Genomic DNA, 23,272 nt, shown 5'->3' on the forward strand with positions numbered 1-23,272 from the left:
TGGCGCACAGACTACGCACCACCAAAACCATCCGAGCCCCGAAGTTCACCCCAAATCAGGCAACTTGCCTGCAACGAATCAGTGATGTGACCCCGCTCACTCTGTCCCCTCTTGTCGCATCCGGGGGGTCGTTCTATCGTCTAGATGTATCGAGTCGATACATCAGCGCGAGATAAGGACGAGAGGAGGCGACGGTGAGCCGACGTTCCGGCATCCTCGAGTTCGCCGTGCTCGGCCTGCTCCGCGAGTCCCCGATGCACGGCTACGAGCTGCGCAAACGTCTCAACACGTCACTCGGCGTGTTCCGTGCGTTCAGCTACGGGACCCTCTATCCGTGCCTCAAGACGCTGGTCGCCAACGGCTGGTTGATCGAGGAGACCGGCAGCACGCACGAGGAAGCCCTCGCCGCACCGCTCGCCGGACGCCGCGCCAAGATCGTCTACCGGCTGACCGCGGCCGGTAAGGACCACTTCGAGGAACTGCTCTCCCAGACCGGACCCGACGCCTACGAGGACGAGACCTTCGCCGCCCGGTTCGCCTTCTTCGGGCAGACGTCCCGCGACGTGCGCATGCGCGTCCTGGAGGGCCGCCGCAGCCGGCTGGAGGAGCGCCTGGAGAAGATGCGCGCCTCCCTGGCCCGCACCCGGGAGCGCCTCGACGACTACACACTCGAGCTCCAGCGCCACGGAATGGAGTCCGTGGAGCGCGAAGTGCGCTGGCTGAACGAGCTCATCGAGAGCGAGCGGGCCGGGCGGGACCTCAGGGGTGCCGCCGACGGGGGACCCGCTCAGCAGGACACCACATCTGGAGCGACGGGCGACCTGCCCCGGCGCGGGGCCACCCCCCGACCGGATTCGCCCGACGACACCGCCACGTGAGACCCGCCACGGGCCTCACTCGTACACACAGGGAGCAACCGGAATGGGTTCGGTTCGCGTAGCCATCGTCGGCGTGGGCAACTGCGCCGCGTCGCTGGTGCAGGGCGTCGAGTACTACAAGGACGCCGACCCGGCGTCCAAGGTCCCGGGCCTGATGCACGTGCAGTTCGGCGACTACCACGTGCGGGACATCGAGTTCGTCGCCGCCTTCGACGTCGACGCGAAGAAGGTGGGCCTCGACCTCGCCGACGCCATCGGCGCCTCCGAGAACAACACCATCAAGATCTGCGACGTGCCCTCCTCCGGTGTCACCGTCCAGCGCGGCCACACCCACGACGGTCTCGGCAAGTACTACCGCCAGACCATCGAGGAGTCCGACGCCGAGCCGGTCGACGTCGTCCAGGTCCTCAAGGACAAGCAGGTCGACGTCCTGGTCTGCTACCTGCCCGTGGGCTCCGAGGACGCCGCGAAGTTCTACGCGCAGTGCGCCATCGACGCGAAGGTCGCCTTCGTCAACGCCCTCCCGGTCTTCATCGCCGGCACCAAGGAGTGGGCGGACAAGTTCACCGCCGCGGGTGTCCCGATCGTCGGCGACGACATCAAGTCCCAGGTCGGCGCCACCATCACGCACCGCGTCATGGCGAAGCTGTTCGAGGACCGCGGTGTCGTCCTGGACCGCACCATGCAGCTGAACGTCGGCGGCAACATGGACTTCAAGAACATGCTCGAGCGCGAGCGCCTGGAGTCCAAGAAGATCTCCAAGACGCAGGCCGTCACCTCCCAGATCCCCGACCGGGACCTCGGCGAGAACAACGTCCACATCGGCCCGTCCGACTACGTCGCCTGGCTGGACGACCGCAAGTGGGCCTACGTCCGCCTCGAGGGCCGCGCCTTCGGCGACGTCCCGCTGAACCTGGAGTACAAGCTCGAGGTCTGGGACTCCCCGAACTCCGCCGGTGTCATCATCGACGCCGTGCGCGCCGCGAAGATCGCCAAGGACCGCGGCATCGGCGGCCCGATCCTGTCGGCGTCCTCGTACTTCATGAAGTCCCCGCCGGTCCAGTACTTCGACGACGAGGCCCGGGAGAACGTGGAGAAGTTCATCCGCGGCGAGGTCGAGCGCTGAACCCGCTCCTGACCACGCGTCGCTGAAGGGTCCTCGGGGTATCGCCCCCGGGGACCCTTCCCCGTGTGTGAGGCTGTGCCCCATGGCCGTCGTCCGTGACCTGCGGGTCCTGCTGCGCTTCCGGGACTTCCGGCGCCTGCTCGCCGTCCGGCTGCTCTCCCAGGGGGCCGACGGCGTCTACCAGGTCGCACTCGCCGCCTACGTCGTCTTCTCGCCGGAGCGGCAGACCTCGGCCGCCGCGATCGCCTCCGCGATGGCGGTGCTGCTCCTTCCCTACTCCCTGGTCGGCCCGTTCGCCGGCGCACTCCTGGACCGCTGGCGGCGCCGCCAGGTCTTCCTGTACGGCAACCTCGCCCGGGCGGGGATGGCCGCGGTGACCGCCGTGCTGATCGCCGCCGCCGTCCCGGACCGGCTCTTCTACGTCTCCGCCCTCTGCGTCACCGCCGTCAACCGCTTCGTGCTGTCCGGCCTGTCCGCCTCGCTGCCCCGGGTCGTCGACGCCCAGCGCCTGGTGATCGCCAACTCGCTGTCGCCGACCGCCGGTTCCCTGGCCGCCTTCGCGGGTGGCGGCCTCGCCTTCGCCGTCCGCCTGCTGTCCCAGGACTCCGACGCGGCCGTGGTGCTCCTCGGCGCCGTCCTCTACCTGTGCGCCGCACTGGTCTCCCTGCTCCTGGCTCCGGGGCTGCTCGGTCCCGACCGCGAGCTGATCCAGCCCAGGCTGGGCGCCGCCCTGGCCGGCAGCGCCCGGGACCTCGCGGCGGGCGTGCGGCACCTGGCCGCCCCGGAGCGCCGGGAGGCCGCGTGGGCACTGGGCGCGATGACCCTCATGCGGTTCTGCTACGGCGCCCTGACCGTGCTGGTGCTGATGCTGTGCCGGTACGGGCTGACCTCCGGCCCGCAGGCCGGACTGCGGCTGCTGGGGCTGGCGCTGGGAGCCTCCGGCGCCGGGTTCTTCGCCGCGGCCCTCGTCACGCCCTGGGGCGCGGGGCGGCTCGGGCCCGCCCGCTGGATCGTGGTGTGCGCGGCGTCCGCGGCGGTGCTCGAACCGGCGCTCGGCCTGCCCTTCACCGCCGGCGCCCTGCTGGCCGCCGCCTTCTTCCTGGGGCTGACGACCCAGGGCGCCAAGATCGCCACGGACACGGTCGTCCAGGCCACGGTGGAGGACGGCTTCCGCGGCCGGATCTTCTCCGTTTACGACGTCCTTTTCAACGTTTCCTTCGTCGGCGCCGCGGCCGTCGCCGCCGTGATGCTCCCGCCGGACGGCCGCTCGACCGTGCTCGTGGTGACGATCGCCCTCGTCTACGGAGCGGTTGCAGTGGCTATGGCCCGCTTTGAGCGCCAGTAAGTGTCACATCAGAGCTACAGAGTGCCTCCGGAATGGAGCACTGTCAGTGGGGGCCGGTAACTTACGAGCGTCTTACTTTGCGCCATGTCCGCGTCATGCGCGCCACCTACATCCAGGGGGACCCCCAAGTGACTGTTCCGCCGCCGCCTCAGGGCCAGAACCCGTACGCCCAGGCACCCGCCGCTCCGATGGGGCAGCAGCCCATGCAGCCGGGAGTCCCCCAGCAGCCGTACGCCCCCTTCCCGCAGCAGCAGGGCGCCCCGCTGCCCCCGCCGCCGGCCGGCAAGCGCGCGGGCAAGAAGGCGCTGCGGATCGTGGGCATCATCGTCGTCGCCATCATCATCGGCATCGTCAAGTTCGGCGCGGGCTGGTTCCTCAGCCGCGACGACGCGGAGACGACGTCGGTGGGCTCCTGCATGCACAACGACGGCACCTACTCGAAGCCGGACCTGAACGAGGTGGGCTGCTCCTCCAGCGGCGCCCAGTACAAGGTGGTCCAGAAGTTCGACGGCACCAGCGACGAGAACAAGTGCCAGGGCGTCAAGGACGCGCCGATCTGGTACATCCAGTCGGGCTCCGGCCACGACGTGGTGCTCTGCCTGAAGGAGACGAAGTAACACCCCGGTCGACCGCTTGGCCGGTCGACCCATGACGAAGGGGCGGGGTTTCACGTGAAACCTCGCCCCTTCGTCATGGCGCGGGCTCGTGTTTCACGTGAAACACGAGCCCGTTTGCGTGTCCGTGTGCGCCGGGAACCAGCGCCGGAGGCTCAGCCCCGGGTGTCCTGCCCGGCCCACCACTCCTTGAGCGCCGTCACGGCCTCGTCGTGCCCCATCGGGCCGTGCTCCAGTCGCAGCTCCAGCAGGTGGCGGTACGCCCGGCCGACGGCCGGGCCCGGCTGCACCCCGAGGATCTCCATGATCTGGTTGCCGTCGAGGTCCGGGCGGATGGCGTCGAGCTCCTCCTGCTCCTGGAGCTGGGCGATGCGCGCCTCCAGGCCGTCGTAGGCACGGGACAGCGCGGACGCCTTGCGCTTGTTGCGGGTGGTGCAGTCGGAGCGGGTCAGCTTGTGGAGCCGGGTGAGCAGGGGGCCGGCGTCCCGCACGTAGCGGCGGACCGCGGAGTCGGTCCACTCGCCCGTGCCGTAGCCGTGGAAGCGCAGGTGCAGCTCCACCAGATGCGCGACGTCCTTCACCAGCTCGTTGGAGTACTTCAGCGCGGTCATGCGCTTCTTGGTCATCTTCGCGCCGACCACCTCGTGGTGGTGGAAGGAGACCCGGCCGTCCTGCTCGAAGCGGCGTGTGCGCGGCTTGCCGATGTCGTGCAGCAGCGCTGCCAGCCGGAGGACCAGGTCGGGACCGTCCTCCTCCAGGGCGATCGCCTGCTCCAGGACGATGAGCGTGTGCTCGTACACGTCCTTGTGCCGGTGGTGCTCGTCGCTCTCCAGCCGCAGCGCCGGCAGCTCGGGCAGCACCCGGTCGGCCAGACCGGACTCGACGAGCAGCTTGAGCCCCTTGCGGGGGTGCGCGGACAGGATGAGCTTGTTCAGCTCGTCCCGCACCCGCTCGGCGGAGACGATCCCGATCCGCTCGGCCATGCCCTTCATCGCGGCGACGACCTCGGGGGCGACCTCGAAGTCGAGCTGCGCGGCGAACCGGGCCGCGCGCATCATCCGCAGCGGATCGTCGGAGAAGGAGTCCTCGGGCGTCCCCGGGGTGCGCAGCACCCGCGACGCCAGGTCCTCCAGCCCGCCGTGCGGGTCGATGAAGGTCTTCTCCGGCAGCGCCAGGGCCATCGCATTGACGGTGAAGTCCCGCCGGACCAGGTCCTGCTCGATGGAGTCGCCGTACGACACCTCGGGCTTGCGCGAGGTGCGGTCGTAGGCCTCCGACCGGTAGGTGGTGACCTCGATCTGGAAGCGCCGGTCGACACCGCCGACCCGGGCCTCCTTCTGCGCGCCGACCGTGCCGAAGGCGATTCCGACGTCCCAGACCGCGTCCGCCCAGGGCCGCACGATCTTCAGCACGTCCTCGGGGTGCGCGTCGGTCGTGAAGTCGAGGTCGTTGCCCAGCCGCCCGAGCAGCGCGTCCCGGACCGAGCCGCCGACCAGGGCGAGCGAGAAGCCGGCCTCCTCGAAGCGGCGGGCGAGCTCGTCGGCGACGGGGGCCACCCGCAGCAGCTCGCTCACCGCGCGCTGCTGGACCTGGCTCAGGGCAGAGGGGGTGTCATCGTTGGCGTTCGGCACAACAGAAGAGGGTACGTGCCCGGGGCACCCGGCCGCGCCGTCGTTTCCCGGGGCGACCGAGCCGCCCGTACGGCCCCCGGCTCACCCTGCACCCCACCGACCCTCGAGCACACACCGGAACCAAAAGGCACCTTTGTGACGTAATAAACAGCATCCACGGATACGCGCATATCCGGGGCGAGCACCGAGGTCGGTCGATCTTGAGGGCGCCTCCGCGGCACTTCCCCTCAGCGGGCATCGTTACCATGCCTGGACGCACATTCCGAGGACCACTGACGACGACGAGGGACGGGCGAGCGCGTGGCCGACGCGGCAGACTTCCAGGGGACCAGTCCCTCACCTGCCCGCCGCTGGTTGCGGCGCACCGGGGCACTGCTCGCCGGGGCGCCGCTCCTGGCCGGCCTCCTCCAGCTGCCCGGCGCGACCTCCGCTGCCGCGTCCCCCCAGGCCCCCGCGCAGGCCCCCGCCTCCGGCTCCGGCACGGTCTCCGTCGCCCTGGACTCCCTGAGCCCCAGCGCGCCCGCGGAGAACGACACGGTGACCGTCACCGGCACCGTCACGAACAACGGCCGGCAGGACGTCACCGACGCCCACGTGGGCCTGCGCGTCGGCCCCGAACTGCACACCCGCTCGGCGATCGACGCGGTCGCCCAGCGCACCCGCTTCTCGCCCGCCGCGGACGGCTCCGAGGTCGGTGGGAAGTACGTCCAGAAGTTCGCGAAGCTCACCCCGGGCGTCGCCGAGCACTTCAGCATCGCCGTACCGGCCGCGAAACTCGATCTCTCCGCGGACGGGGTCTACCAGCTCGCCGTCTCGCTGTCCGGCCGGACCCCGGCCCAGCCGTGGGACCAGGTACTCGGCATCCAGCGCACCTTCCTGCCGTGGCAGCCCGGCGACGCCGACACCAAGAGCAGAACGACCTTCCTGTGGCCGCTGATCTCCGACGTCCACATGATGGCCGAGACCGGTCCCGGCGAGCAGCAGACGCCGTACTTCGGCAACGACGACCTCGCCAAGGAGATCGGCCCCGGCGGCCGGCTCGCCCAGATGCTCGCACTGGGCAAGGACCTCGACATCACCTGGGTGATCGACCCCGACCTGCTGGCGTCCGTGGACGCCATGACCCGCAGCTACCGGATCCGCACCGCCGACGGAACCTTCGTGCCGGGCACCCACCAGGCGCTCGCCAAGCAGTGGCTCGCACAGATGCAGAAGGCCGTCGCGGGCAAGGACGTCGTCGCGCTGCCGTTCGCCGACCCGGACCTGGCGTCCCTCGCGCACCGCGGCACGGCCGTCGGCGGCTCCCTGAGCCAGCTCAAGGACGCCACCGACGTCGCTTCCAGCACGGTGCAGACCATCCTCCACGTGACGCCGAGCACGGACTACGCATGGCCGGTGGACGGCGCCGTCGACCCCTCGATCGTCAAGGTCGCCACCTCGGCGGGCGCCGACAAGGTCATCGCGCGCAGCGACAGCCTCCAGGAGAGCAGCGGCCTGTCCTACACGCCCTCGGCCGCCCGGCCCGTCGGCGGGGGCACCAGCGCGGTCGTCGCGGACGCCCGGCTGTCCACGGCCTTCGAGGGCGACCTGACGCAGGCCGGCAGCACCACGCTCGCCGTGCAGCAGTTCCTCGCCCAGAGCCTGGAGCTCGACCAGCAGACCGACAAGGAGCGCAGCGTCGTCGTCGCCCCGCAGCGCATGCCCAGCGCGAGCCAGGCCCAGGCGATGGCGCAGGCGCTCACCGACCTGCAGCAGGGCACCTGGTCCCAGTCCGAGGACCTGAACGCGGCGGCCCGGACCAAGCCGGATCCCGGCGCCGCCACGCGCATCCCCTCGTCCGCGGACTATCCGGTCTCGCTGCGCCGCCAGGAGCTGCGGCGGTCGGCCTTCACCGCGATCGCCCGGACCCAGGACAAGATCGACAACTTCAAGGTCGTCCTCACCGACGAGTCCCGGGTGGTCACGCCGTTCGGCCGGGCCATGAACCGTGAGATGTCCACGTCGTGGCGGGGCCGGGCGGCCGCCGCGGGCGGCTTCCGGGACGGCGTGGAGCAGTACCTCGACGACCTCTCCCGGGAAGTGAAGCTGATCGACAAGTCGGAGACGAAGCTCTCCGGACGCAGCGCCACGATCCCGGTCACCGTCCAGAACAACCTGGTGCAGGGCGTCGACCACCTGGTGCTGCGGCTCACCTCCACCAACCCCACACGGCTGAAGATCGGCGGCAGGGCCTACGCCGAGCAGCCGGTGACGGTCTCGGGCGGCCACAGCCAGTCGGTGAAGTTCGCCACCTCGGCCAACGCCAACGGCCGGGTCACGGTGATCGCCCAGCTGTACACCCAGGACGGCCAGGAATACGGGGCCCCCGTCTCCTTCGACGTGAAGGTCACCGAGGTCACGGCCACGGTGATGCTGGTCATCGGCGGCGGTGTGCTGCTGCTCGTCCTGGCCGGCTTCCGGATGTACACCCAGCGCAAGCGGGCCGCCGCACGGGACGCCGAAGAGGCCGCGGAGGCGGAGGAGACCGCGGACGCCGAGGGCGCCGGAGCCGCCGCCGAGGCGCAGGACGGCCGGGACGGCGGCCCGGAGCCCGGCCGGGGTACAGGGACGGACGGAGGACCGGACTCCGGGGCGGAGAACCCGCAGGACACCGGGGACCGTCTCCCCCGGAAGACGGGCGAACGGCGCGGGACCGGGACACCCGAGCAGCCGAGTGACCCGCCGCCGGACACCGCAGCGGAAAGCGCCGGCCCGTCCGGCACGGGTGAGAAAGTGGACCGTTGAGGATGTCATGGCCCGGTGGGCCCGGGACGATGAGGTGGGGTAACCATGAACGCGCCGTACGAGGGTGACCGCGGCCATGCCGTCGGCAACTCGGGCTACCCCGAAGGGCCGCCGCCCGAGCACGGCCAGGTGCCCCCGCAGCCCCCGGCCGACCCGTACTTCCAGGACGCGTACGCCGAGGACCCCTACCGGGACCAGGACCTGACCGCGCAGGACCCCGTCGGCGAGGCGCTGTACGACCGTGCCGCGCACCCGCCGCCGCCCCCCGGCAGCCACCAGCCGCAGCAGCCGCTGTACGGCGCCCCGGAGCCGTCCGCGCACGCCCCCGATCCGCGGGTGTGGGCGCAGACCCCGCCGCCGGAGCCGTCGGGCACCACGCGGTACCTGCCGCAGGGCGAGGACCCTCGCTCCACCCGGTTCGTGGGGGTGGACGACCTGGTCAGCCACTCCGGGGAGGACCGGCACGAGCCGGACGCCTTCGCGCACCTCTTCCGGGACCAGCAGCAGGGCGGATACCAGGAGCCCCCGCAGGGCGGCTATCAGCAGCCCTCACACGGCGGCTACCAGGAGGCCGGAGGCCGGCAGGGCTACCGGCCTCCGCAGCACGCCGACTCGTACCCGCCGGCCGACACCGCCCCGGTCCCCGGGCCCTCTCCCGCGCCGTCCGGCGGCCCGGCGGGCCCGTACGCCGGGCCGTCGGCCGCGACCGCGACCAGCGCCCCGGCACCCGTCGCGCCCGCGGCACCGGCCGCGCCGGCGAAGAAGGGCGGCCGGGCAGCCGGTCTGATGAAGTCGAGCGCCGTGATGGCCGCGGGCACGATGGTCTCCCGGCTGACCGGCTTCATCCGCTCCGCGATGATCGTGGCCGCGCTGGGCACGGCCCTCCTCGGCGACACCTTCCAGGTGGCCTACCAGCTGCCGACGATGATCTACATCCTCACCGTCGGCGGCGGCCTGAACTCCGTGTTCGTCCCGCAGCTCGTGCGCGCCATGAAGGAGGACGACGACGGCGGCGAGGCGTTCGCCAACCGTCTGCTGACGCTCGTCATCGTGGCGCTCGGCGCCCTCACCGCGCTCGCGATGTTCGCGGCGCCGCTGCTGGTCCGGCTGCTCTCCACGCCGGTCGCCAGTGACCCGGCGGCCAACGCGGTGGGCGTCACCTTCACCCGCTACTTCCTGCCCACGATCTTCTTCATGGGCGTCCACGTGGTGATGGGGCAGATCCTCAACGCCCGCGGCAAGTTCGGCGCGATGATGTGGACGCCGGTCCTCAACAACGTCGTCATCATCGCGACGCTCAGCATGTTCCTGTGGGTCTACGGCACCGCCGCGAACTCGCACATGAACGTCACGAACATCCCGCCGGAGGGCGAGCGCCTGCTGGGCGTCGGCGTCCTCCTCGGCCTCGTCGTCCAGGCACTGGCGATGATCCCCTACCTCCGGGAGACGGGCTTCCGGCTGCGGCTGCGCTTCGACTGGCGCGGCCACGGCCTCGGCAAGGCCGCCATGCTCGCCAAGTGGACGGTCCTGTTCGTCCTCGCCAACCAGGCGGGCGCCGTCGTCGTCACCCAGCTGGCCACCGCGGCGGTCAAGGACACCAACCTCCCCGGCACCGGCTTCAGCGCCTACGCGAACGCCCAGCTGATCTGGGGCCTGCCGCAGGCCATCATCACGGTCTCCCTGATGGCAGCCCTGCTGCCCCGCATCTCGCGTTCCGCCGCGGAGCACGACGCCGGGGCCGTCCGCGACGACATCTCGCAGGGTCTGCGCACCACGGCCGTCGCCATCGTGCCCATCGCCTTCGGCTTCCTCGCCCTGGGCATCCCGATGTGCACGTTGATCTTCGGTTCCTCCGGCACCGGCGCCGCCACCAACATGGGCTACATGCTGATGGCCTTCGCCCTCGGCCTGATCCCCTACTCCGTGCAGTACGTGGTCCTGCGCGCCTTCTACGCGTACGAGGACACCCGGACGCCCTTCTACAACACGGTCATCGTGGCCGCCGTCAACGCGGGCGCGTCCGCCCTGTGCTACGTGCTCCTCCCGCCCCGCTGGGCCGTCGCCGGCATGGCCGCCGCCTACGGCGTCGCCTACGCCATCGGCGTCGGGGTCGCCTGGCGCCGCCTGCGCCGGCGTCTGGGCGGCGACCTGGACGGCGCCCGCGTGCTGCGGACGTACGCACGGCTGAGCATCGCGTCGCTGCCGGCGGCGCTCCTCAGCGGCGCGGCCTGCTACGGCATCGGCCACAGCCTGGGACAGGGCGTCCTCGGGTCCTTCGCCGCGCTGCTGGCGGGCGGGGCGCTGCTGATCGGGGTCTTCTTCCTGGCCGCCCGGCGCATGCGCATCGAGGAAATCAACTCCCTCGTGGGCATGGTGCGCGGGCGCCTGGGGCGTTGAGCCCGGGGTAGGCGCACAACCATCGTCCGCGGCCGTGTGTCGTGCATAGCAGCGGACTGTGGGCACAATTGGTTTCGGCGCCGGACAGCGCGCAATGGATGGGGAGGCAGGAGCGACGGTGGCGGAACGGAGCACGGCTGCCGTCGACGTGGCAGAGAACAGCGGCGAGACGCCGCTGACCGCCGAGGCGGACCAGTCCACGGCCGACGGGGTGGCCCAGAACCGGGAGCGGGACACGGACAAGGACGAGGCACAGGGGAGCGGCGGGACCCAGGGTCCCGGGACGAAGGCCTCACCGCCTGAACTGCACAGCGGTCACAAGCTCGCCAGACGCTACCGCCTCGAGGAGTGCGTCACCCGTCTGGAGGGCTTCAGCAGCTGGCGTGCGGTGGACGAGAAGCTCCGCCGTGCCGTCGGCGTGCACATCCTGCCCGCCGACCACGCGCGCGCCCGCTCCGTCCTGGCCGCGGCCCGCTCGTCCGCCCTGCTCGGCGACCCCCGCTTCGTCCAGGTCCTCGACGCCGTCGAGGAGGACGACGTCGTCTACGTCGTCCACGAATGGCTGCCGGACGCGACCGAACTGACCACGCTGCTGTCCGTGGGCCCCCTGGAGCCGCACGACGCCTACCAGTTGGTCAGCCAGGTCGCCTCGGCGATGGCCGCCGCCCACCGCGAGGGCCTCGCACACCTCCGGCTCAACCCGAACGCCGTCCTGCGCACCTCCTCGGGACAGTGGCGGATCCGCGGCCTGGCCGTGAACGCCGCACTGCGCGGTGTCAGCTCCGACACCCCGCAGCGCACCGACACCGAGGCGATCGGCGCCCTGCTGTACGCGGCGCTGACGCATCGCTGGCCCTACGAGAGCGATGCCCACGGCCTGTCCGGCCTGCCCAAGGACATCGGCCTCATCCCCCCGGACCAGGTCCGGGCCGGCGTGCACCGCGGGCTCTCCGAACTCGCCATGCGCGCCCTGGCCAACGACGGTGCCACCGCCTCGCGTCACGAGGCGCCGTGCACCACGCCCGAGGAGCTGGTGAAGGCGATCGGCGAGATGCCCCGCATCCGCCCGCCGGAGCCCGCGTTCACCGCCCCGCCGGAGTACCAGCACACGGCCTACCAGCAGGGCTCCTTCGGTCGTCCCGCCGCGCGCCCCGGCGTCACCCAGCCCACGCCCGCCCCGCCGCCCCCGCTGCAGAGCCGTACCGGCAAGGCGCTGAAGTGGGCCGTCTCCGCGCTCCTGATCGCCGCCCTCGGGCTGGGCAGCTGGCAGCTCGCGGACGCCCTGATGGACCAGGGCGGCAAGGCGGACAACGGCGACCAGACCCAGACCACGGACGGCAACAACAAGGACGGCAAGCAGCCCAGGCCGCCCGTGCCGCTGCGCATCGAGGGAGCCCGGGAGTACGTCGCCAGCGGTGACGCCCAGGCCCCCGGGGACGTCGGCAAGACCTACGACTCGGACAGCTCCACCTACTGGCGGACCAAGCGCTACAACTCCGGCCCGCAGCTGGCCCCGTACAAGCCGGGCGTGGGCATCGTCTACGACCTCGGCTCCGTCCGGGAGGTCACGGCCGCCTCGATAGGGCTCCGGTATCCCGGCGACCACACGACGGTCCACCTCTACGCCACGGACTCGCTGACCCCGTCCACGAGTGTCGACGGGATGAAGGAGATCGGAACCGCCACCACCCGGGGGACCTCTCTCACGGTGAAGGCGGCGAAGACGGTGAAGACCCGGTACGTGCTCCTGTGGATCACGGACGTGCCCCTTGCCTCCGCCGACGGCTACAGCGGGGCCGGCTACAAGCAGGCGATCACCGACGTGAAGTTCACGGGCTGACGTCCGGCGAGGGGGAGGGGCCCGATGGCCGAGAGCACCGCCTACGGTGACGCGAGCGATCAGGACCTCCTCGCCCGCCATGTGAAAGGCGATCCGGACGCCTTCGGTGAGATCGTGCGCCGGCACCGCGACCGACTCTGGGCGGTGGCCCTGCGCACGCTGGGGGACCGCGAGGAGGCCGCCGACGCCGTGCAGGACGCGTTCGTCTCGGCCTACCGGGCCGCCCATACCTTCCGCGGGCAGTCCGCGGTCACGACCTGGCTGCACCGCATCACGGTGAACGCGTGCCTCGACCGGGTCCGCAAGGCCGCCTCCCGGAAGACCTCCCCGGTGGACGACACCGAGCGCCTGGAACAACTGCTGGAGCCCCAAGAGTCCGCCTCGGCCCCCGCCGAGCGCAACGACGTGCAGCGGCAACTCATCGAGGCGCTGGGCACCCTCCCGGTCGACCAGCGGGCCGCCCTGGTGCTCGTCGACATGCAGGGCTACCCGGTCGCCGAGGCCGCTCAGGTCCTCGACGTGCCGACGGGGACGGTGAAGAGCCGCTGCGCGCGGGGCAGAGCCAAACTCCTGCCCCTGCTGGCCCACCTCCGGCCGGACGGCCCCGGCGCACGGGGCGGAACCGGACCCGATCCCGGGCGGAACCGGGTGCAGGGGACACCCGTCCCACCGACAGCGCACCCTCGGGGATCCGGTCCGGGGGACGCGGAGCCAGGCGATTCAGCTGCTGCGAAGGGCGGAGGTGGACGAGCGTGACATCCACGACCGACACGGCCGGTCACCCGGACGTCTCCGAGATCTCCGACCTCACCGAGGGCCTGCTGCCCCCGGCCCGCAGCGCCGATCTGCGACGCCACCTCGACGAGTGCGCCCTCTGCGCCGACGTCCATGCCTCTCTGGAGGAGATCCGCGGCCGGCTGGGCACTCTGCCGGGCCCGCCGCGCATGCCCGACGACGTCGCCCGCCGGATCGACGCCGCCCTCGCCGCCGAGGCACTGCTGGCGGCCGCGGCTCCCGGCACGGCGGACGAGCCGCCCGTCGTCCACAACGGGACAGCGCCCCGCCGGACGCCCTCCGCCACGGAGGACGGCACGCATGTTTCACGTGAAACATCGCGCGCCGCGGTCCCGGAGGAACGTCCCTCCGGACATGCCCGTGGCTCCACCGGGCCGGGCCGCACGCCCCGCTCCCGGCGCGGCCGTCGCAGGATCGTCGTGCTGGGCTCGGTCTGCTCGATCGCCGCCCTCGGCATCGCCTCCGTGGTGCTGGCGACCCTGAACCATGGCAGCGGCCCCGACACCACCGCCCACGGCAAGTCCACCGCCCCGGCGGACACCTTCGCCGCGGGCACACTCCAGGGCCAGGTCACCGATCTCCTCCACAAGGCGAAGGACGGGCAGAACGGTTCGCATGCCCCGCACAGCTTCGGGGTGGAGACCGGCCCGGGCACCGGCAGCCCACGGATACTGAAGAGCCAACCCACCGTCGCGGTCCCCGCCTGCGTCCAGCAGGGCATCCACCGCGACGACTCGGCCCTCGCCGCGCAGAAGGGCAGCTACAGCGGCAAGGACGCCTATCTGGTGGTGCTCCCCGACACCTCCGGCGGCGACCGAGTCACGGCCTACGTCGTCGACGCGACCTGCGTACGTCATCCGGCGTCTCGGGCGACGGTGCTCCTGACACGGTCGTACCCGCGTCCCTGACCCGGCCCCGGCCCTTCCCGCGGTGTGCGCTCCCCCCGCGCGCCCCGGGGCGCTTCCTAGGGTCGTACCCGGCACACCCGTGTGCCCCGCCACACCGGGAATGCACGCCCCTTAGGATCCGTTGGGTGGGGTGAGAGCTGTGAGAGAGGCTCACCCCGGCCGTACGACACCGTCCAGAGACGAGGAATCAAGCCGTGAGCGACGTCCGTAACGTGATCATCATCGGCTCCGGGCCCGCAGGCTACACGGCGGCGCTCTACACCGCGCGCGCGTCGCTGAAGCCGCTGGTGTTCGAGGGGGCCGTCACCGCGGGCGGTGCGCTGATGAACACCACCGAGGTCGAGAACTTCCCCGGCTTCCGTGACGGCATCATGGGTCCCGACCTGATGGACAACATGCGGGCCCAGGCCGAGCGCTTCGGCGCCGAGCTGGTGCCCGACGACGTCGTCTCCGTCGACCTCACCGGTGAGATCAAGACCGTGACCGACACCGCCGGCACGGTCCACCGCGCCAAGGCCGTGATCGTCACCACCGGCTCGCAGCACCGCAAGCTCGGTCTCCCCAACGAGGACGCCCTCTCCGGCCGCGGTGTCTCCTGGTGCGCCACCTGTGACGGCTTCTTCTTCAAGGACCAGGACATCGCCGTGATCGGCGGCGGCGACACCGCGATGGAGGAGGCCACCTTCCTCTCCCGCTTCGCCAAGTCCGTGACGGTCGTCCACCGCCGTGACACCCTGCGCGCCTCCAAGGCGATGCAGGAGCGCGCCTTCGCCGACCCGAAGATCCGGTTCGTCTGGGACAGCGAGGTGGCCGAGATCGAGGGCGACCCCAAGCTCTCGGGTCTGAAGCTGCGGAACGTGAAGACCGGCGAGATCTCCGACCTGGCGGTGACGGGCCTGTTCATCGCGATCGGCCACGACCCGCGCACGGAGCTCTTCAAGGGCCAGCTGGACCTGGACGAGGAGGGCTACCTGCAGGTCGCCGCCCCTTCCACCCGCACCAACCTGACCGGTGTCTTCGGCGCCGGTGACGTGGTCGACCACACCTACCGCCAGGCGATCACCGCGGCCGGTACCGGCTGCTCCGCGGCCCTGGACGCCGAGCGCTTCCTGGCCGCCCTGGCGGACGACGACCAGCCCGAGCCCGAGAAGACGGCCGTCTGAGGCTCACCCCCCTCACCCCGCCCCCATCACTCCACCGCACGAACCAGTTAAGGAGCCCGCCGTGGCCGGCACCCTGAAGAACGTGACCGACGCCTCCTTCGAGCAGGACGTCCTCAAGAGCGACAAGCCCGTCCTGGTGGACTTCTGGGCCGCCTGGTGCGGTCCCTGCCGCCAGATTGCTCCGTCGCTCGAGGCGATCGCCACGGAGTACGGCGACAAGATCGAGATCGTCAAGCTCAACATCGACGAGAACCCGGGTACGGCCGCCAAGTACGGCGTCATGTCCATCCCGACGCTGAACGTCTACCAGAACGGCGAGGTCGCCAAGACCATCGTGGGCGCCAAGCCGAAGGCCGCGATCGTCCGCGACCTCGAGGACTTCATCGCCGAGTGACGTTTCACGTGAAACACGAAGGGGCCGACCCGCCAGGGTCGGCCCCTTCGTCCTACAGCGGACGAAGCACCGGCTCCTTCTGCACGGCTCCCAGGAGCCGGTCGAGCGCCATCTCCACGTCTTCCTTCCAGGAGAGCGTCGACCTGAGCTCCAGGCGCAGCCGCGGATGCACCGCATGGTGCCGGACGGTCTTGAAGCCCACGGCCAGCAGATGGTCGGCGGGCAGCATGCAGGCCGGCTCATTCCAGCGGGCGTCTCCGAACGCCTCGATGGCCTTGAAGCCGCGCCGCAGGAGATCCTTCGCGACCGTCTGCACCATCACCCGGCCCAGTCCCTGCCCCTGGTAGCCCGGCATGATGAAGCCGGTCATCAACTGCACGGCGTCCGGGGAGACGGGACTCGTCGGGAAGGCCGCGGACCGCGGGACATAGGCCGGGGGAGCATAGAGCACGAAGCCCACCGGAACGTCGTCGACGTAGACCACCCGGCCGCAGCATCCCCAGTCGAGCAGGACCGCGGAGATCCAGGCTTCCTTCTCCTGGGCAGGGCGTCCCGCCTTCACCGCGGCTCCGCCGCTGACCGGGTCCAACTCCCAGAAGACACACGCACGACAGCGCTGGGGAAGATCCTGAAGATTGTCCAGCGTGAGCGGTACGAGCCTGCGGCCCATGAAGGCTGTTCCTCGCTTCCTTCGCCCGCTGCCTCACGGGCGACTGCCAGAGCGACGCGTTCCCTGAGCAGGCTACCGACGAACCCACCCACCGCGGCCAGCCCCAGCCCCGCGCCCATCAGCCCGGTGCGGCCCACCGTTCGCATGGCCCCCGCCTTCCCCTCAGAGGTGCCGACAGGTGATGCGCCATACCCGACCGCATCGTATCCACGATGCGAGGCACTCGATACCGAGTGGAAGCAAAGAGCGGGCCGTGTTCCGGTCCTCACCGGAACACGGCCCGCTCCCTGCCGATCGGAGGTCCGACGCCGCCGGTGTCGGCGGCGTCGGACTCAGTCGTCCGTCTCCTCCGCGTCGTCCTCGCTCAGGCTCCGCTGGAGCACCGGCCCCTCACCGGGGGCCAGGGACGCCAGGATGCGCTCCAGGTCGTCCATGGAGGCGAACTCGACGGTGATCTTGCCCTTCTTCTGGCCCAGATCGACCTTCACCCGGGTCTCGAAGCGGTCGGACAGCCGCGTCGCCAGATCGGTGAGCGCCGGGGAGACCCGGCCGCCGGCCCGCGGCCCCTTGGAGCGCGGAGCCGGCTGCGGACGCGACCCCATCAGGGTCACGATCTCCTCCACGGTCCGCACCGAGAGCCCCTCGGCCACGATCCGCTGAGCCAGCCGGTCCTGCTCCTCCGAATCGTCGACCGAGAGCAGCGCACGGGCATGCCCGGCGGACAGTACTCCGGCGGCGACCCGGCGCTGCACCGCCGGCGAGAGCTTCAGCAGACGCAGGGTGTTGGAGACCTGCGGACGCGACCGGCCGATGCGATCCGCCAGCTGGTCATGGGTGCAGTTGAAGTCCTTCAGCAACTGGTCGTAGGCGGCGGCCTCTTCCAGCGGGTTCAGCTGGGCCCGGTGGAGGTTCTCCAGCAGGGCGTCCAGGAGGAGCTTCTCGTCCTCCGTGGCCCGCACGATCGCGGGGATGGCCTCCAGTCCCGCCTTGCGGCAGGCGCGCAGGCGCCGCTCACCCATGATGAGCTCGTAGCGCCCCTGCTCCAGCGGCCGCACGACGACCGGCTGGAGCAGGCCCACTTCCTGGATGGAGACGACGAGTTCGGCCAGCGCCTCGTCGTCGAAGATCTTGCGGGGCTGGAGCGGGTTCGGCGTGATGTCGTCGAGCGGGATCTCGGCGAAGTGGGCGCCGAGCGGAGGCCCGGGCGTCTCCGGTGCGCTGCTCGGCGCGTCCTCCTCCGCCTCCCGGGGTACGGGAGGCAGCGAGGCCAGCTTGGCGGCGGCCACACCGCGCTCGCTGCCCAACGCCGCTCCGGCAGCGGCGGACGGCGCATTGCCACCGCCCAGTCCGGGCGTGGCCGGTGTCCTCTCCCCGGTCGGCGCCGCGGGGATCAGCGCGGCAAGGCCCCGGCCCAGCCCCCTCCGTCGATCATTCACTGGATGCCCTCCACCATGCTCGGGTCGCTCTGGGCGCCGATGTGGGCCTGCGTCGCGTCGTACGCGACACCGGCACCCCTCAGCGCGATTTCTCGTGCCGCCTCGAGATAGGAGAGGGCACCGCTCGATCCTGGATCGTAAGTCAGCACGGTCTGCCCGTAGCTGGGGGCCTCGGAGATCCGGACCGAGCGGGGGATGCTCGTCCGCAGCACCTCGTCGCCGAAGTGAGTGCGCACCTCTTCCGCGACCTGGGACGCCAGGCGCGTCCGGCCGTCGTACATGGTGAGCAGGATGGTCGACACATGCAGCGCGGGGTTGAGGTGCCCTCGGACCAGGTCGACGTTCCGCAGGAGCTGGCCCAGGCCCTCCAGCGCGTAGTACTCGCACTGGATGGGGATGAGGACCTCCGCCCCGGCGACCAGCGCGTTGACGGTGAGGAGGCCGAGAGAGGGCGGACAGTCGATCAGGACGTAGTCCAGCGGCTGCTCGTAGGCCTGGATGGCCCGCTCCAGTCGGCTCTCCCGGGCCACCAGTGACACCAGCTCGATCTCCGCACCGGCGAGATCGATGGTGGCCGGGGCACAGAAAAGACCCTCCACGTCGGGAACCGGCTGGACGACATCCGAGAGTGGCCTGCTGTCCACCAGGACGTCGTAGATGGAGGGGACTTCGGCATGGTGGTCGATCCCCAGCGCGGTGGATGCGTTGCCCTGAGGGTCGAGGTCGATCACGAGCACCCGGCCGCCATGGAGGGCCAGGGAGGCGGCAAGATTGACGGTCGTCGTCGTCTTGCCCACGCCGCCCTTCTGGTTGGCGACCACGATGATCCGGGTCTGCTCGGGTCGCGGCAGTGCCTCGCCTGCGCGGCCCATGGCTTCCACCGCCAACTGGGCAGCACGACCGATGGGAGTGTCGTCCATCGGGGGCGGTGTTTCACGTGAAACATCCTCCCCCGTCGACTCGGTACGGGGACCGGGGACCGGATCGGCCATCGGTCCCGCGATGTTGGCGTCGGACCGCACGGATTCACTCTCCTCGACTTCAGGCTCGCAATAAACAGAGCCTCCCATGCCTTCGGGGTCGCGAACCAGTGAGGCCTGTTCTTCTGTGGAGAAATCCACCTCTGTGGACAACTTCGCACCCTGTCCGAGTGACCCGAGTGGCTTACGTTCGCGGGGTTGGGCCGCAGTGCGACCACGGTTGATGATGCCGTGCAGCAGTGAGCGACGTTTCACGTGAAACACGATGCAGCGCAGCCGCGTCCGAACTGTCGCGACACTCCGGCATGAGGGCGTGGGGCAGCTTGTGTGGAGTAGGCACGCTTTTGTCCGGAGCGGCTTCAGCGCCGCCGGCGCACCCGTCCCGTCCGGGCTGCCTTCGCACGCTTGGCGGCGAAGCGCACACCGCCCGGGCTCTCTCCGACCTCCACGCGCACCACGGTGGACAGGGGATCCACGATCCCCTCGCCCACCTGGAGGATGGACGTCTCCACCGCACCGAGCTTGCTGAGCGCGGTCGCCGCGCTCTTCAGCTCCTCCTCCGCGGTGTCCCCCTTGAGTGCGAGCATCTCGCCGTAGGGGCGCAGCAGCGGGATCCCCCACGTGGCCAGACGGTCCAGCGGAGCCACCGCACGAGCGGTCACCACGTGGACGGGCTGGACCTGGCCCATGACCTCCTCGGCACGGCCGCGGAGGACGGTCACATGGTCCAGCCCGAGGAGTTCGACGACCTCGGTGAGGAAGTTGGTGCGCCGCAGCAGCGGCTCCAGGAGCGTGATCTTCAGGTCGTCACGGACGAGAGCGAGCGGGATCCCGGGCAGACCTGCGCCCGAACCCACGTCGCAGACCGTCACGCCTTCCGGCACGACCTCGGAGAGCACGGCGCAGTTGAGCAGATGCCGCTCCCACAGCCGGGGGACCTCGCGGGGACCGATGAGCCCGCGCTGCACGCCGGCCTCGGCGAGCAGCTCCGCATAGCGCACCGCGTCCGCGAACCGCTCACCGAAGACCTCGCGCGCCTGCTCGGGCGCCGGGGGAAGCTCCGCTGCCTCCGTCACGAGGGGACCGTCCTTCCATACCGCTCCAGCGCTCCGCGCGCTGATCACCAGGGCTAGCAGGGACCGTCAGCCCTCAGGACCAGGCTGACAGAGATCCGTCGGGCCGACCCGGCGGGGATGCGCCGGATCAGCCTGACGAAGTTCGGCCCCGCCTGCGCAACAGACGGGGCCGAGAGAACGGGGGGCCGCTCAGGCGGGGAGTACGACGACGAAGCGCTGCGGCTCCTCGCCCTCGGACTCGCTCCGCAGACCTGCGGCCTTGACCGCGTCGTGCACGACCTTGCGCTCGAACGGGGTCATCGGCTTCATCTTGACGGGCTCGCCGCTGCTCCTGGCCTCGGCGGCCGCCTTGGCACCCAGCTCGGAGAGCTCGGACCGCTTGTTCGCGCGGTAGCCGTCGACGTCGAGCATGAGGCGGCTGCGGTCGCCGGTCTCCCGGTGCACGGCCAGGCGCGTGAGCTCCTGCAGGGCCTCCAGCACCTCGCCGTCGCGCCCGACCAGCTTCTGCAGGTCGCGGCCACCGGCGTCACTGATGATCGAGACGGAGGCGCGGTCGGCCTCCACGTCCATGTCGATGTCGCCGTCGAGATCGGCGATGTCCAGCAGACCCTCGAGGTAGTCCGCCGCGATCTCACCCTCCTGCTCGAGGCGGGAGAGGGCGTCCGCGCCCTCGGCAGCGGCGGAGGTGGTGCCTTCCGTCACGGGATGGGCTCCTTCTTACTTCTTGGACGGGGACTTGGGCCGCTGCGGCCCCTTGCGCTGACCGGACTGAGCCCTGCTGCGGGCGCTGTTGCCGGGCTGGGCGGAGGACTGTCCGGTGGTCGCGGGCTCGTCGGTCCCGGAGTCGTCGGACTTGCTCAGCGACGTGGACGCATCCGCCTCACCGGCCGGCTTCGCCCCGCCCGACTGGCGCTGGGCCTTGCTCTGCCGCTTCGGCTGCTGGCGCCGGCCGGCGGCCGTGGCCGTGGCCGTCGTGCCGTCCTCGGCGAGCACGGCGGCGTCGGCCTCGCCCTTCGCCACGGTGCCGTCGGTCTGGGCGACCAGGCCGACCTTGCCGAGACCGTTGATGAACTTGCGCTCGGACTCGTTGCGGTCGCGGCCCTTGGAGACGATCGCCTTGACGATGGCCTTCTCACGCCGGTTGCGGGTCTTGCCGTGGTGCGTGACGTGCTTGTACAGGCGCTCCAGGTACGCGGCCTGGGCCTTGGAACCCGGGGTCGGGTTGTTGTGGATCACGTACATCTGCTGGCCCATGGTCCACACGTTGGTGGTCAGCCAGTAGACGAGGACACCGACCGGGAAGTTGATGCCGAAGACGGCGAACATGACCGGGAAGACGTACATCAGCATCTTCTGCTGCTGCATGAACGGCGTCTTCACCGTGGTGTCGACGTTCTTCGTCATCAGCTGGCGCTGCGTGTAGAACTGCGACGCCGACATCATCACGATCATGATCGCGGTGACGACCCGGACGTCGGTCAGCGAGGCGCCGAGCGCCGCCACCTTGTCCGCGCTGTCCGTGAACTTCGCGGCGAGCGGAGCACCGAAGATGTGCGCCTGACGGGCGCTGGCGAGCAGCGACTCGTTGAGGACGCCGATCGTTTTGCCCGTCGCGATGGCGTTGAGCACGTGGTAGAGGGCGAAGAAGAACGGGGACTGCGCCAGGATGGGAAGGCACGAGGAGAGCGGGTTGGTGCCCGACTCCTTGTACAGCTTCATCATCTCTTCGGACTGACGCTGCTTGTCGTTCTTGTAGCGCTCCTGGATCTTCTTCATCTCGGGCTGGAGCGTCTGCATCGCCCGCGTCGCCTTGATCTGCTTCACGAAGAGCGGGATCAGGCAGATACGGATCAGGACCACGAGGGACACGATGGACAGGCCCCAGGCCCACCCCGTGTTGGGACCGAAGATCTGGCCGTACACCGAGTGGAACTGGACGATGACCCAGGAAACGGGTGTCGTGATGAAGCTGAAGAAGCTGGCAATCGTGTCCACTAATCATGCTCCTTGGGCATGGGACGAGGTCTCTGCGGCCGGGCTCGAAGGGAGCTTCCCTTCGGTGGCCGATTCGGCGGCGCAGGGCCCGCCCTTGCGTGCGCGCCATGCGTTGCGCAGCAGTTCGTGCCACCGCGGACGCTTGCGCGGGGGGACGTGGTCCACACCGCCCGGCGACCACGGATTGCACCGCAGAATGCGCCAGGCGGTCAGGGCCGTGCCCTTGATCGCACCGTGCCGGTCGATGGCCGTGTAACCGTAGTGGGAACACGACGGGTAGTACTTGCACACCGGCCCGAGCAACGGGCTGATGGTCCACTGGTACACCTTGATCAGTGCCAGCAGCGGGTACTTCATCGCGCGCCCCCTCCCAGCAGCCGCTCCAGGGCGGCATCCAGGTCTCGGGCCAGCTGTGCGTACTCGGCGTCGCCCGCACCGGGCAGCGCTCGTACGACTACCAGGCTACCGGGGGGCAGCAGAGCGACTCGGTCACGCATCAGATGGCGAAGCCTGCGCTTCACCGTGTTGCGTACCACCGCTCCGCCCACGGCCTTGCTCACAACGAAACCCGCACGCGGCAGGGGAGCGCTCTCCCCAGGCGCGTGCGGGTCCGTTGCACCGCTACGAAAGTGGACGACGAGGGTCGGGCGGCCGGCCCGGCGACCTCGTCGTACCGCGGTCGCGAAGTCCTCGCGCCGCCTCAGCCGGTACTCGGTGGGCAGCACGACGTCATGACCTGATCGGGATCAGGCGGACAGGCTGGCGCGACCCTTGGCACGACGGTTCGCGAGAATCGCGCGGCCGGCACGGGTGCGCATCCGCAGGCGGAAGCCGTGGGTCTTCGCGCGACGACGGTTGTTCGGCTGGAAGGTGCGCTTGCTCACTCGGGGGCTCCAGAAAGATCGGTAGGTGGCGGGGTGCCGTCCTGGCTGTCACCGTGCGCCCACGAGTAGCTCGCAGTAACGCCCGAGTGCACCGCTTACCGATCACCTTGAACGCGATCTGTGCCCTTCGGAGGCAGGCGGCAGCAGCCATCGACAACTCGACCTGGTTACGGTACGCGCGGCTACGCCATTCGGTCAAACCAGCGGTCGCCGGGAGACACTGTCCACAGGCTGGGGACAACAACTTGAACCCTACCCGCCGCGCTGACTACCGTGGCTGGACTGCGATGCGTTCCCTTGTCCCCCGCCCAGCGGGTCTGTCCCTCCGGACGACACCCGTCCCCGTCTCCCCCGCC

The 23,272-nt window shown here is 70.6% G+C and carries 21 protein-coding genes; 11 read left to right on the forward strand and 10 right to left on the reverse strand.

Annotated elements, in window-relative coordinates; translation table 11 throughout:
- Positions 1 to 194 precede the first annotated feature (194 nt).
- The 4 genes from P3H78_RS20305 (at position 195) to P3H78_RS20320 (ending at position 3,966) form a co-directional block, all read left to right on the forward strand.
- On the forward strand, positions 195 to 878 hold the full coding sequence (locus P3H78_RS20305) for a PadR family transcriptional regulator (protein WP_276110485.1): 684 nt from the start codon (positions 195 to 197) through the stop codon (positions 876 to 878).
- A gap of 43 nt (positions 879 to 921) precedes the next feature.
- Positions 922 to 2,004 (forward strand): inositol-3-phosphate synthase, encoded by a 1,083-nt coding sequence (locus P3H78_RS20310; protein WP_276110486.1) that lies wholly within the window; start codon positions 922 to 924, stop codon positions 2,002 to 2,004.
- An 82-nt stretch (positions 2,005 to 2,086) separates the two neighbouring features.
- A complete protein-coding gene (locus P3H78_RS20315; protein ID WP_276110487.1) occupies positions 2,087 to 3,349 on the forward strand; it encodes an MFS transporter in 1,263 nt (420 codons plus the stop codon).
- A 95-nt stretch (positions 3,350 to 3,444) separates the two neighbouring features.
- Positions 3,445 to 3,966 (forward strand): LppU/SCO3897 family protein, encoded by a 522-nt coding sequence (locus P3H78_RS20320; protein WP_276110488.1) that lies wholly within the window; start codon positions 3,445 to 3,447, stop codon positions 3,964 to 3,966.
- A gap of 152 nt (positions 3,967 to 4,118) precedes the next feature.
- Here P3H78_RS20320 and P3H78_RS20325 read toward each other — a convergent pair whose 3' ends face one another.
- The gene (locus tag P3H78_RS20325; RefSeq protein ID WP_276110489.1) at positions 4,119 to 5,594 is read right to left on the reverse strand and encodes a CCA tRNA nucleotidyltransferase; all 1,476 of its coding nucleotides are present in this window, start codon (positions 5,592 to 5,594) and stop codon (positions 4,119 to 4,121) included.
- A 300-nt stretch (positions 5,595 to 5,894) separates the two neighbouring features.
- On the opposite strand from P3H78_RS20325, the gene P3H78_RS20330 reads away from it, so the two are divergent.
- The 7 genes from P3H78_RS20330 (at position 5,895) to trxA (ending at position 15,875) form a co-directional block, all read left to right on the forward strand.
- Complete coding sequence (locus P3H78_RS20330) at positions 5,895 to 8,378, forward strand: DUF6049 family protein (RefSeq protein ID WP_276110490.1); 2,484 nt, start codon at positions 5,895 to 5,897, stop codon at positions 8,376 to 8,378.
- Positions 8,379 to 8,423: 45 nt separating this feature from the next.
- Positions 8,424 to 10,775: a murein biosynthesis integral membrane protein MurJ gene (gene murJ, locus P3H78_RS20335; RefSeq protein ID WP_276110491.1), complete on the forward strand. Its 2,352-nt coding sequence runs from the start codon at positions 8,424 to 8,426 to the stop codon at positions 10,773 to 10,775.
- 118 nt (positions 10,776 to 10,893) lie between these two features.
- Positions 10,894 to 12,615 (forward strand): protein kinase family protein, encoded by a 1,722-nt coding sequence (locus P3H78_RS20340; protein WP_276110492.1) that lies wholly within the window; start codon positions 10,894 to 10,896, stop codon positions 12,613 to 12,615.
- Positions 12,616 to 12,639: 24 nt separating this feature from the next.
- Positions 12,640 to 13,371, forward strand: coding sequence for an RNA polymerase sigma factor SigM (gene sigM / locus P3H78_RS20345; protein ID WP_276110493.1), 732 nt, complete (start codon positions 12,640 to 12,642; stop codon positions 13,369 to 13,371).
- Complete coding sequence (locus P3H78_RS20350) at positions 13,368 to 14,318, forward strand: anti-sigma factor family protein (protein WP_276110494.1); 951 nt, start codon at positions 13,368 to 13,370, stop codon at positions 14,316 to 14,318. The genes sigM and P3H78_RS20350 overlap by 4 nt, the downstream gene beginning before the upstream one ends.
- A gap of 194 nt (positions 14,319 to 14,512) precedes the next feature.
- Positions 14,513 to 15,481, forward strand: coding sequence for a thioredoxin-disulfide reductase (gene trxB, locus P3H78_RS20355; protein ID WP_276110495.1), 969 nt, complete (start codon positions 14,513 to 14,515; stop codon positions 15,479 to 15,481).
- Between the two features lie 61 nt (positions 15,482 to 15,542).
- Positions 15,543 to 15,875 carry a thioredoxin gene (gene trxA / locus P3H78_RS20360; protein WP_276110496.1) on the forward strand — a complete coding sequence of 111 codons (333 nt, stop codon included), beginning with the start codon at positions 15,543 to 15,545 and terminating at the stop codon, positions 15,873 to 15,875.
- Between the two features lie 52 nt (positions 15,876 to 15,927).
- On the opposite strand, the gene P3H78_RS20365 is transcribed toward trxA, so the two are convergent.
- From P3H78_RS20365 to rpmH, 9 genes are all read right to left on the reverse strand, one after another.
- On the reverse strand, positions 15,928 to 16,545 hold the full coding sequence (locus tag P3H78_RS20365) for a GNAT family N-acetyltransferase (RefSeq protein WP_276110497.1): 618 nt from the start codon (positions 16,543 to 16,545) through the stop codon (positions 15,928 to 15,930).
- Positions 16,546 to 16,877: 332 nt separating this feature from the next.
- Positions 16,878 to 17,981, reverse strand: a complete 1,104-nt coding sequence (locus P3H78_RS20370) for a ParB/RepB/Spo0J family partition protein (RefSeq protein WP_276110498.1) — start codon at positions 17,979 to 17,981, stop codon at positions 16,878 to 16,880.
- On the reverse strand, positions 17,978 to 19,051 hold the full coding sequence (locus P3H78_RS20375) for an AAA family ATPase (RefSeq protein ID WP_276110499.1): 1,074 nt from the start codon (positions 19,049 to 19,051) through the stop codon (positions 17,978 to 17,980). Before P3H78_RS20375 ends, P3H78_RS20370 begins: the two co-directional genes overlap by 4 nt.
- 269 nt (positions 19,052 to 19,320) lie before the next feature.
- Positions 19,321 to 20,037, reverse strand: a complete 717-nt coding sequence (gene rsmG, locus P3H78_RS20380; protein ID WP_276110500.1) for a 16S rRNA (guanine(527)-N(7))-methyltransferase RsmG — start codon at positions 20,035 to 20,037, stop codon at positions 19,321 to 19,323.
- A 189-nt stretch (positions 20,038 to 20,226) separates the two neighbouring features.
- Positions 20,227 to 20,739 carry a Jag family protein gene (locus tag P3H78_RS20385; protein ID WP_276110501.1) on the reverse strand — a complete coding sequence of 171 codons (513 nt, stop codon included), beginning with the start codon at positions 20,737 to 20,739 and terminating at the stop codon, positions 20,227 to 20,229.
- Positions 20,740 to 20,754: 15 nt separating this feature from the next.
- Positions 20,755 to 22,032 carry a membrane protein insertase YidC gene (gene yidC / locus P3H78_RS20390; protein WP_276110502.1) on the reverse strand — a complete coding sequence of 426 codons (1,278 nt, stop codon included), beginning with the start codon at positions 22,030 to 22,032 and terminating at the stop codon, positions 20,755 to 20,757.
- A gap of 3 nt (positions 22,033 to 22,035) precedes the next feature.
- A complete protein-coding gene (yidD, locus tag P3H78_RS20395) occupies positions 22,036 to 22,389 on the reverse strand; it encodes a membrane protein insertion efficiency factor YidD (RefSeq protein WP_276110503.1) in 354 nt (117 codons plus the stop codon).
- Entirely contained in the window at positions 22,386 to 22,757 is a 372-nt protein-coding gene (rnpA, locus tag P3H78_RS20400; RefSeq protein WP_276110504.1) for a ribonuclease P protein component, read from the reverse strand. Before rnpA ends, yidD begins: the two co-directional genes overlap by 4 nt.
- A 21-nt stretch (positions 22,758 to 22,778) precedes the next feature.
- Positions 22,779 to 22,916: a 50S ribosomal protein L34 gene (gene rpmH / locus P3H78_RS20405; protein ID WP_015659252.1), complete on the reverse strand. Its 138-nt coding sequence runs from the start codon at positions 22,914 to 22,916 to the stop codon at positions 22,779 to 22,781.
- Positions 22,917 to 23,272 lie beyond the last annotated feature (356 nt).

Source organism: Streptomyces tropicalis, assembly GCF_029269835.1.
Classification (GTDB): Bacteria; Actinomycetota; Actinomycetes; order Streptomycetales; family Streptomycetaceae; genus Streptomyces; species Streptomyces tropicalis.

Coding starts and splice junctions, on each gene's coding strand:
- P3H78_RS20310 (WP_276110486.1), top strand. CDS start 922: ATGGGTTCGGTTCGCGTAGCCATCGTCGGCGTGGGCAACTGCGCCGCG.
- P3H78_RS20365 (WP_276110497.1), bottom strand. CDS start 16,545: ATGGGCCGCAGGCTCGTACCGCTCACGCTGGACAATCTTCAGGATCTT.
- P3H78_RS20315 (WP_276110487.1), top strand. CDS start 2,087: ATGGCCGTCGTCCGTGACCTGCGGGTCCTGCTGCGCTTCCGGGACTTC.
- P3H78_RS20320 (WP_276110488.1), top strand. CDS start 3,445: ATGCGCGCCACCTACATCCAGGGGGACCCCCAAGTGACTGTTCCGCCG.
- sigM (WP_276110493.1), top strand. CDS start 12,640: ATGGCCGAGAGCACCGCCTACGGTGACGCGAGCGATCAGGACCTCCTC.
- murJ (WP_276110491.1), top strand. CDS start 8,424: ATGAACGCGCCGTACGAGGGTGACCGCGGCCATGCCGTCGGCAACTCG.
- P3H78_RS20375 (WP_276110499.1), bottom strand. CDS start 19,051: ATGGGAGGCTCTGTTTATTGCGAGCCTGAAGTCGAGGAGAGTGAATCC.
- yidD (WP_276110503.1), bottom strand. CDS start 22,389: ATGAAGTACCCGCTGCTGGCACTGATCAAGGTGTACCAGTGGACCATC.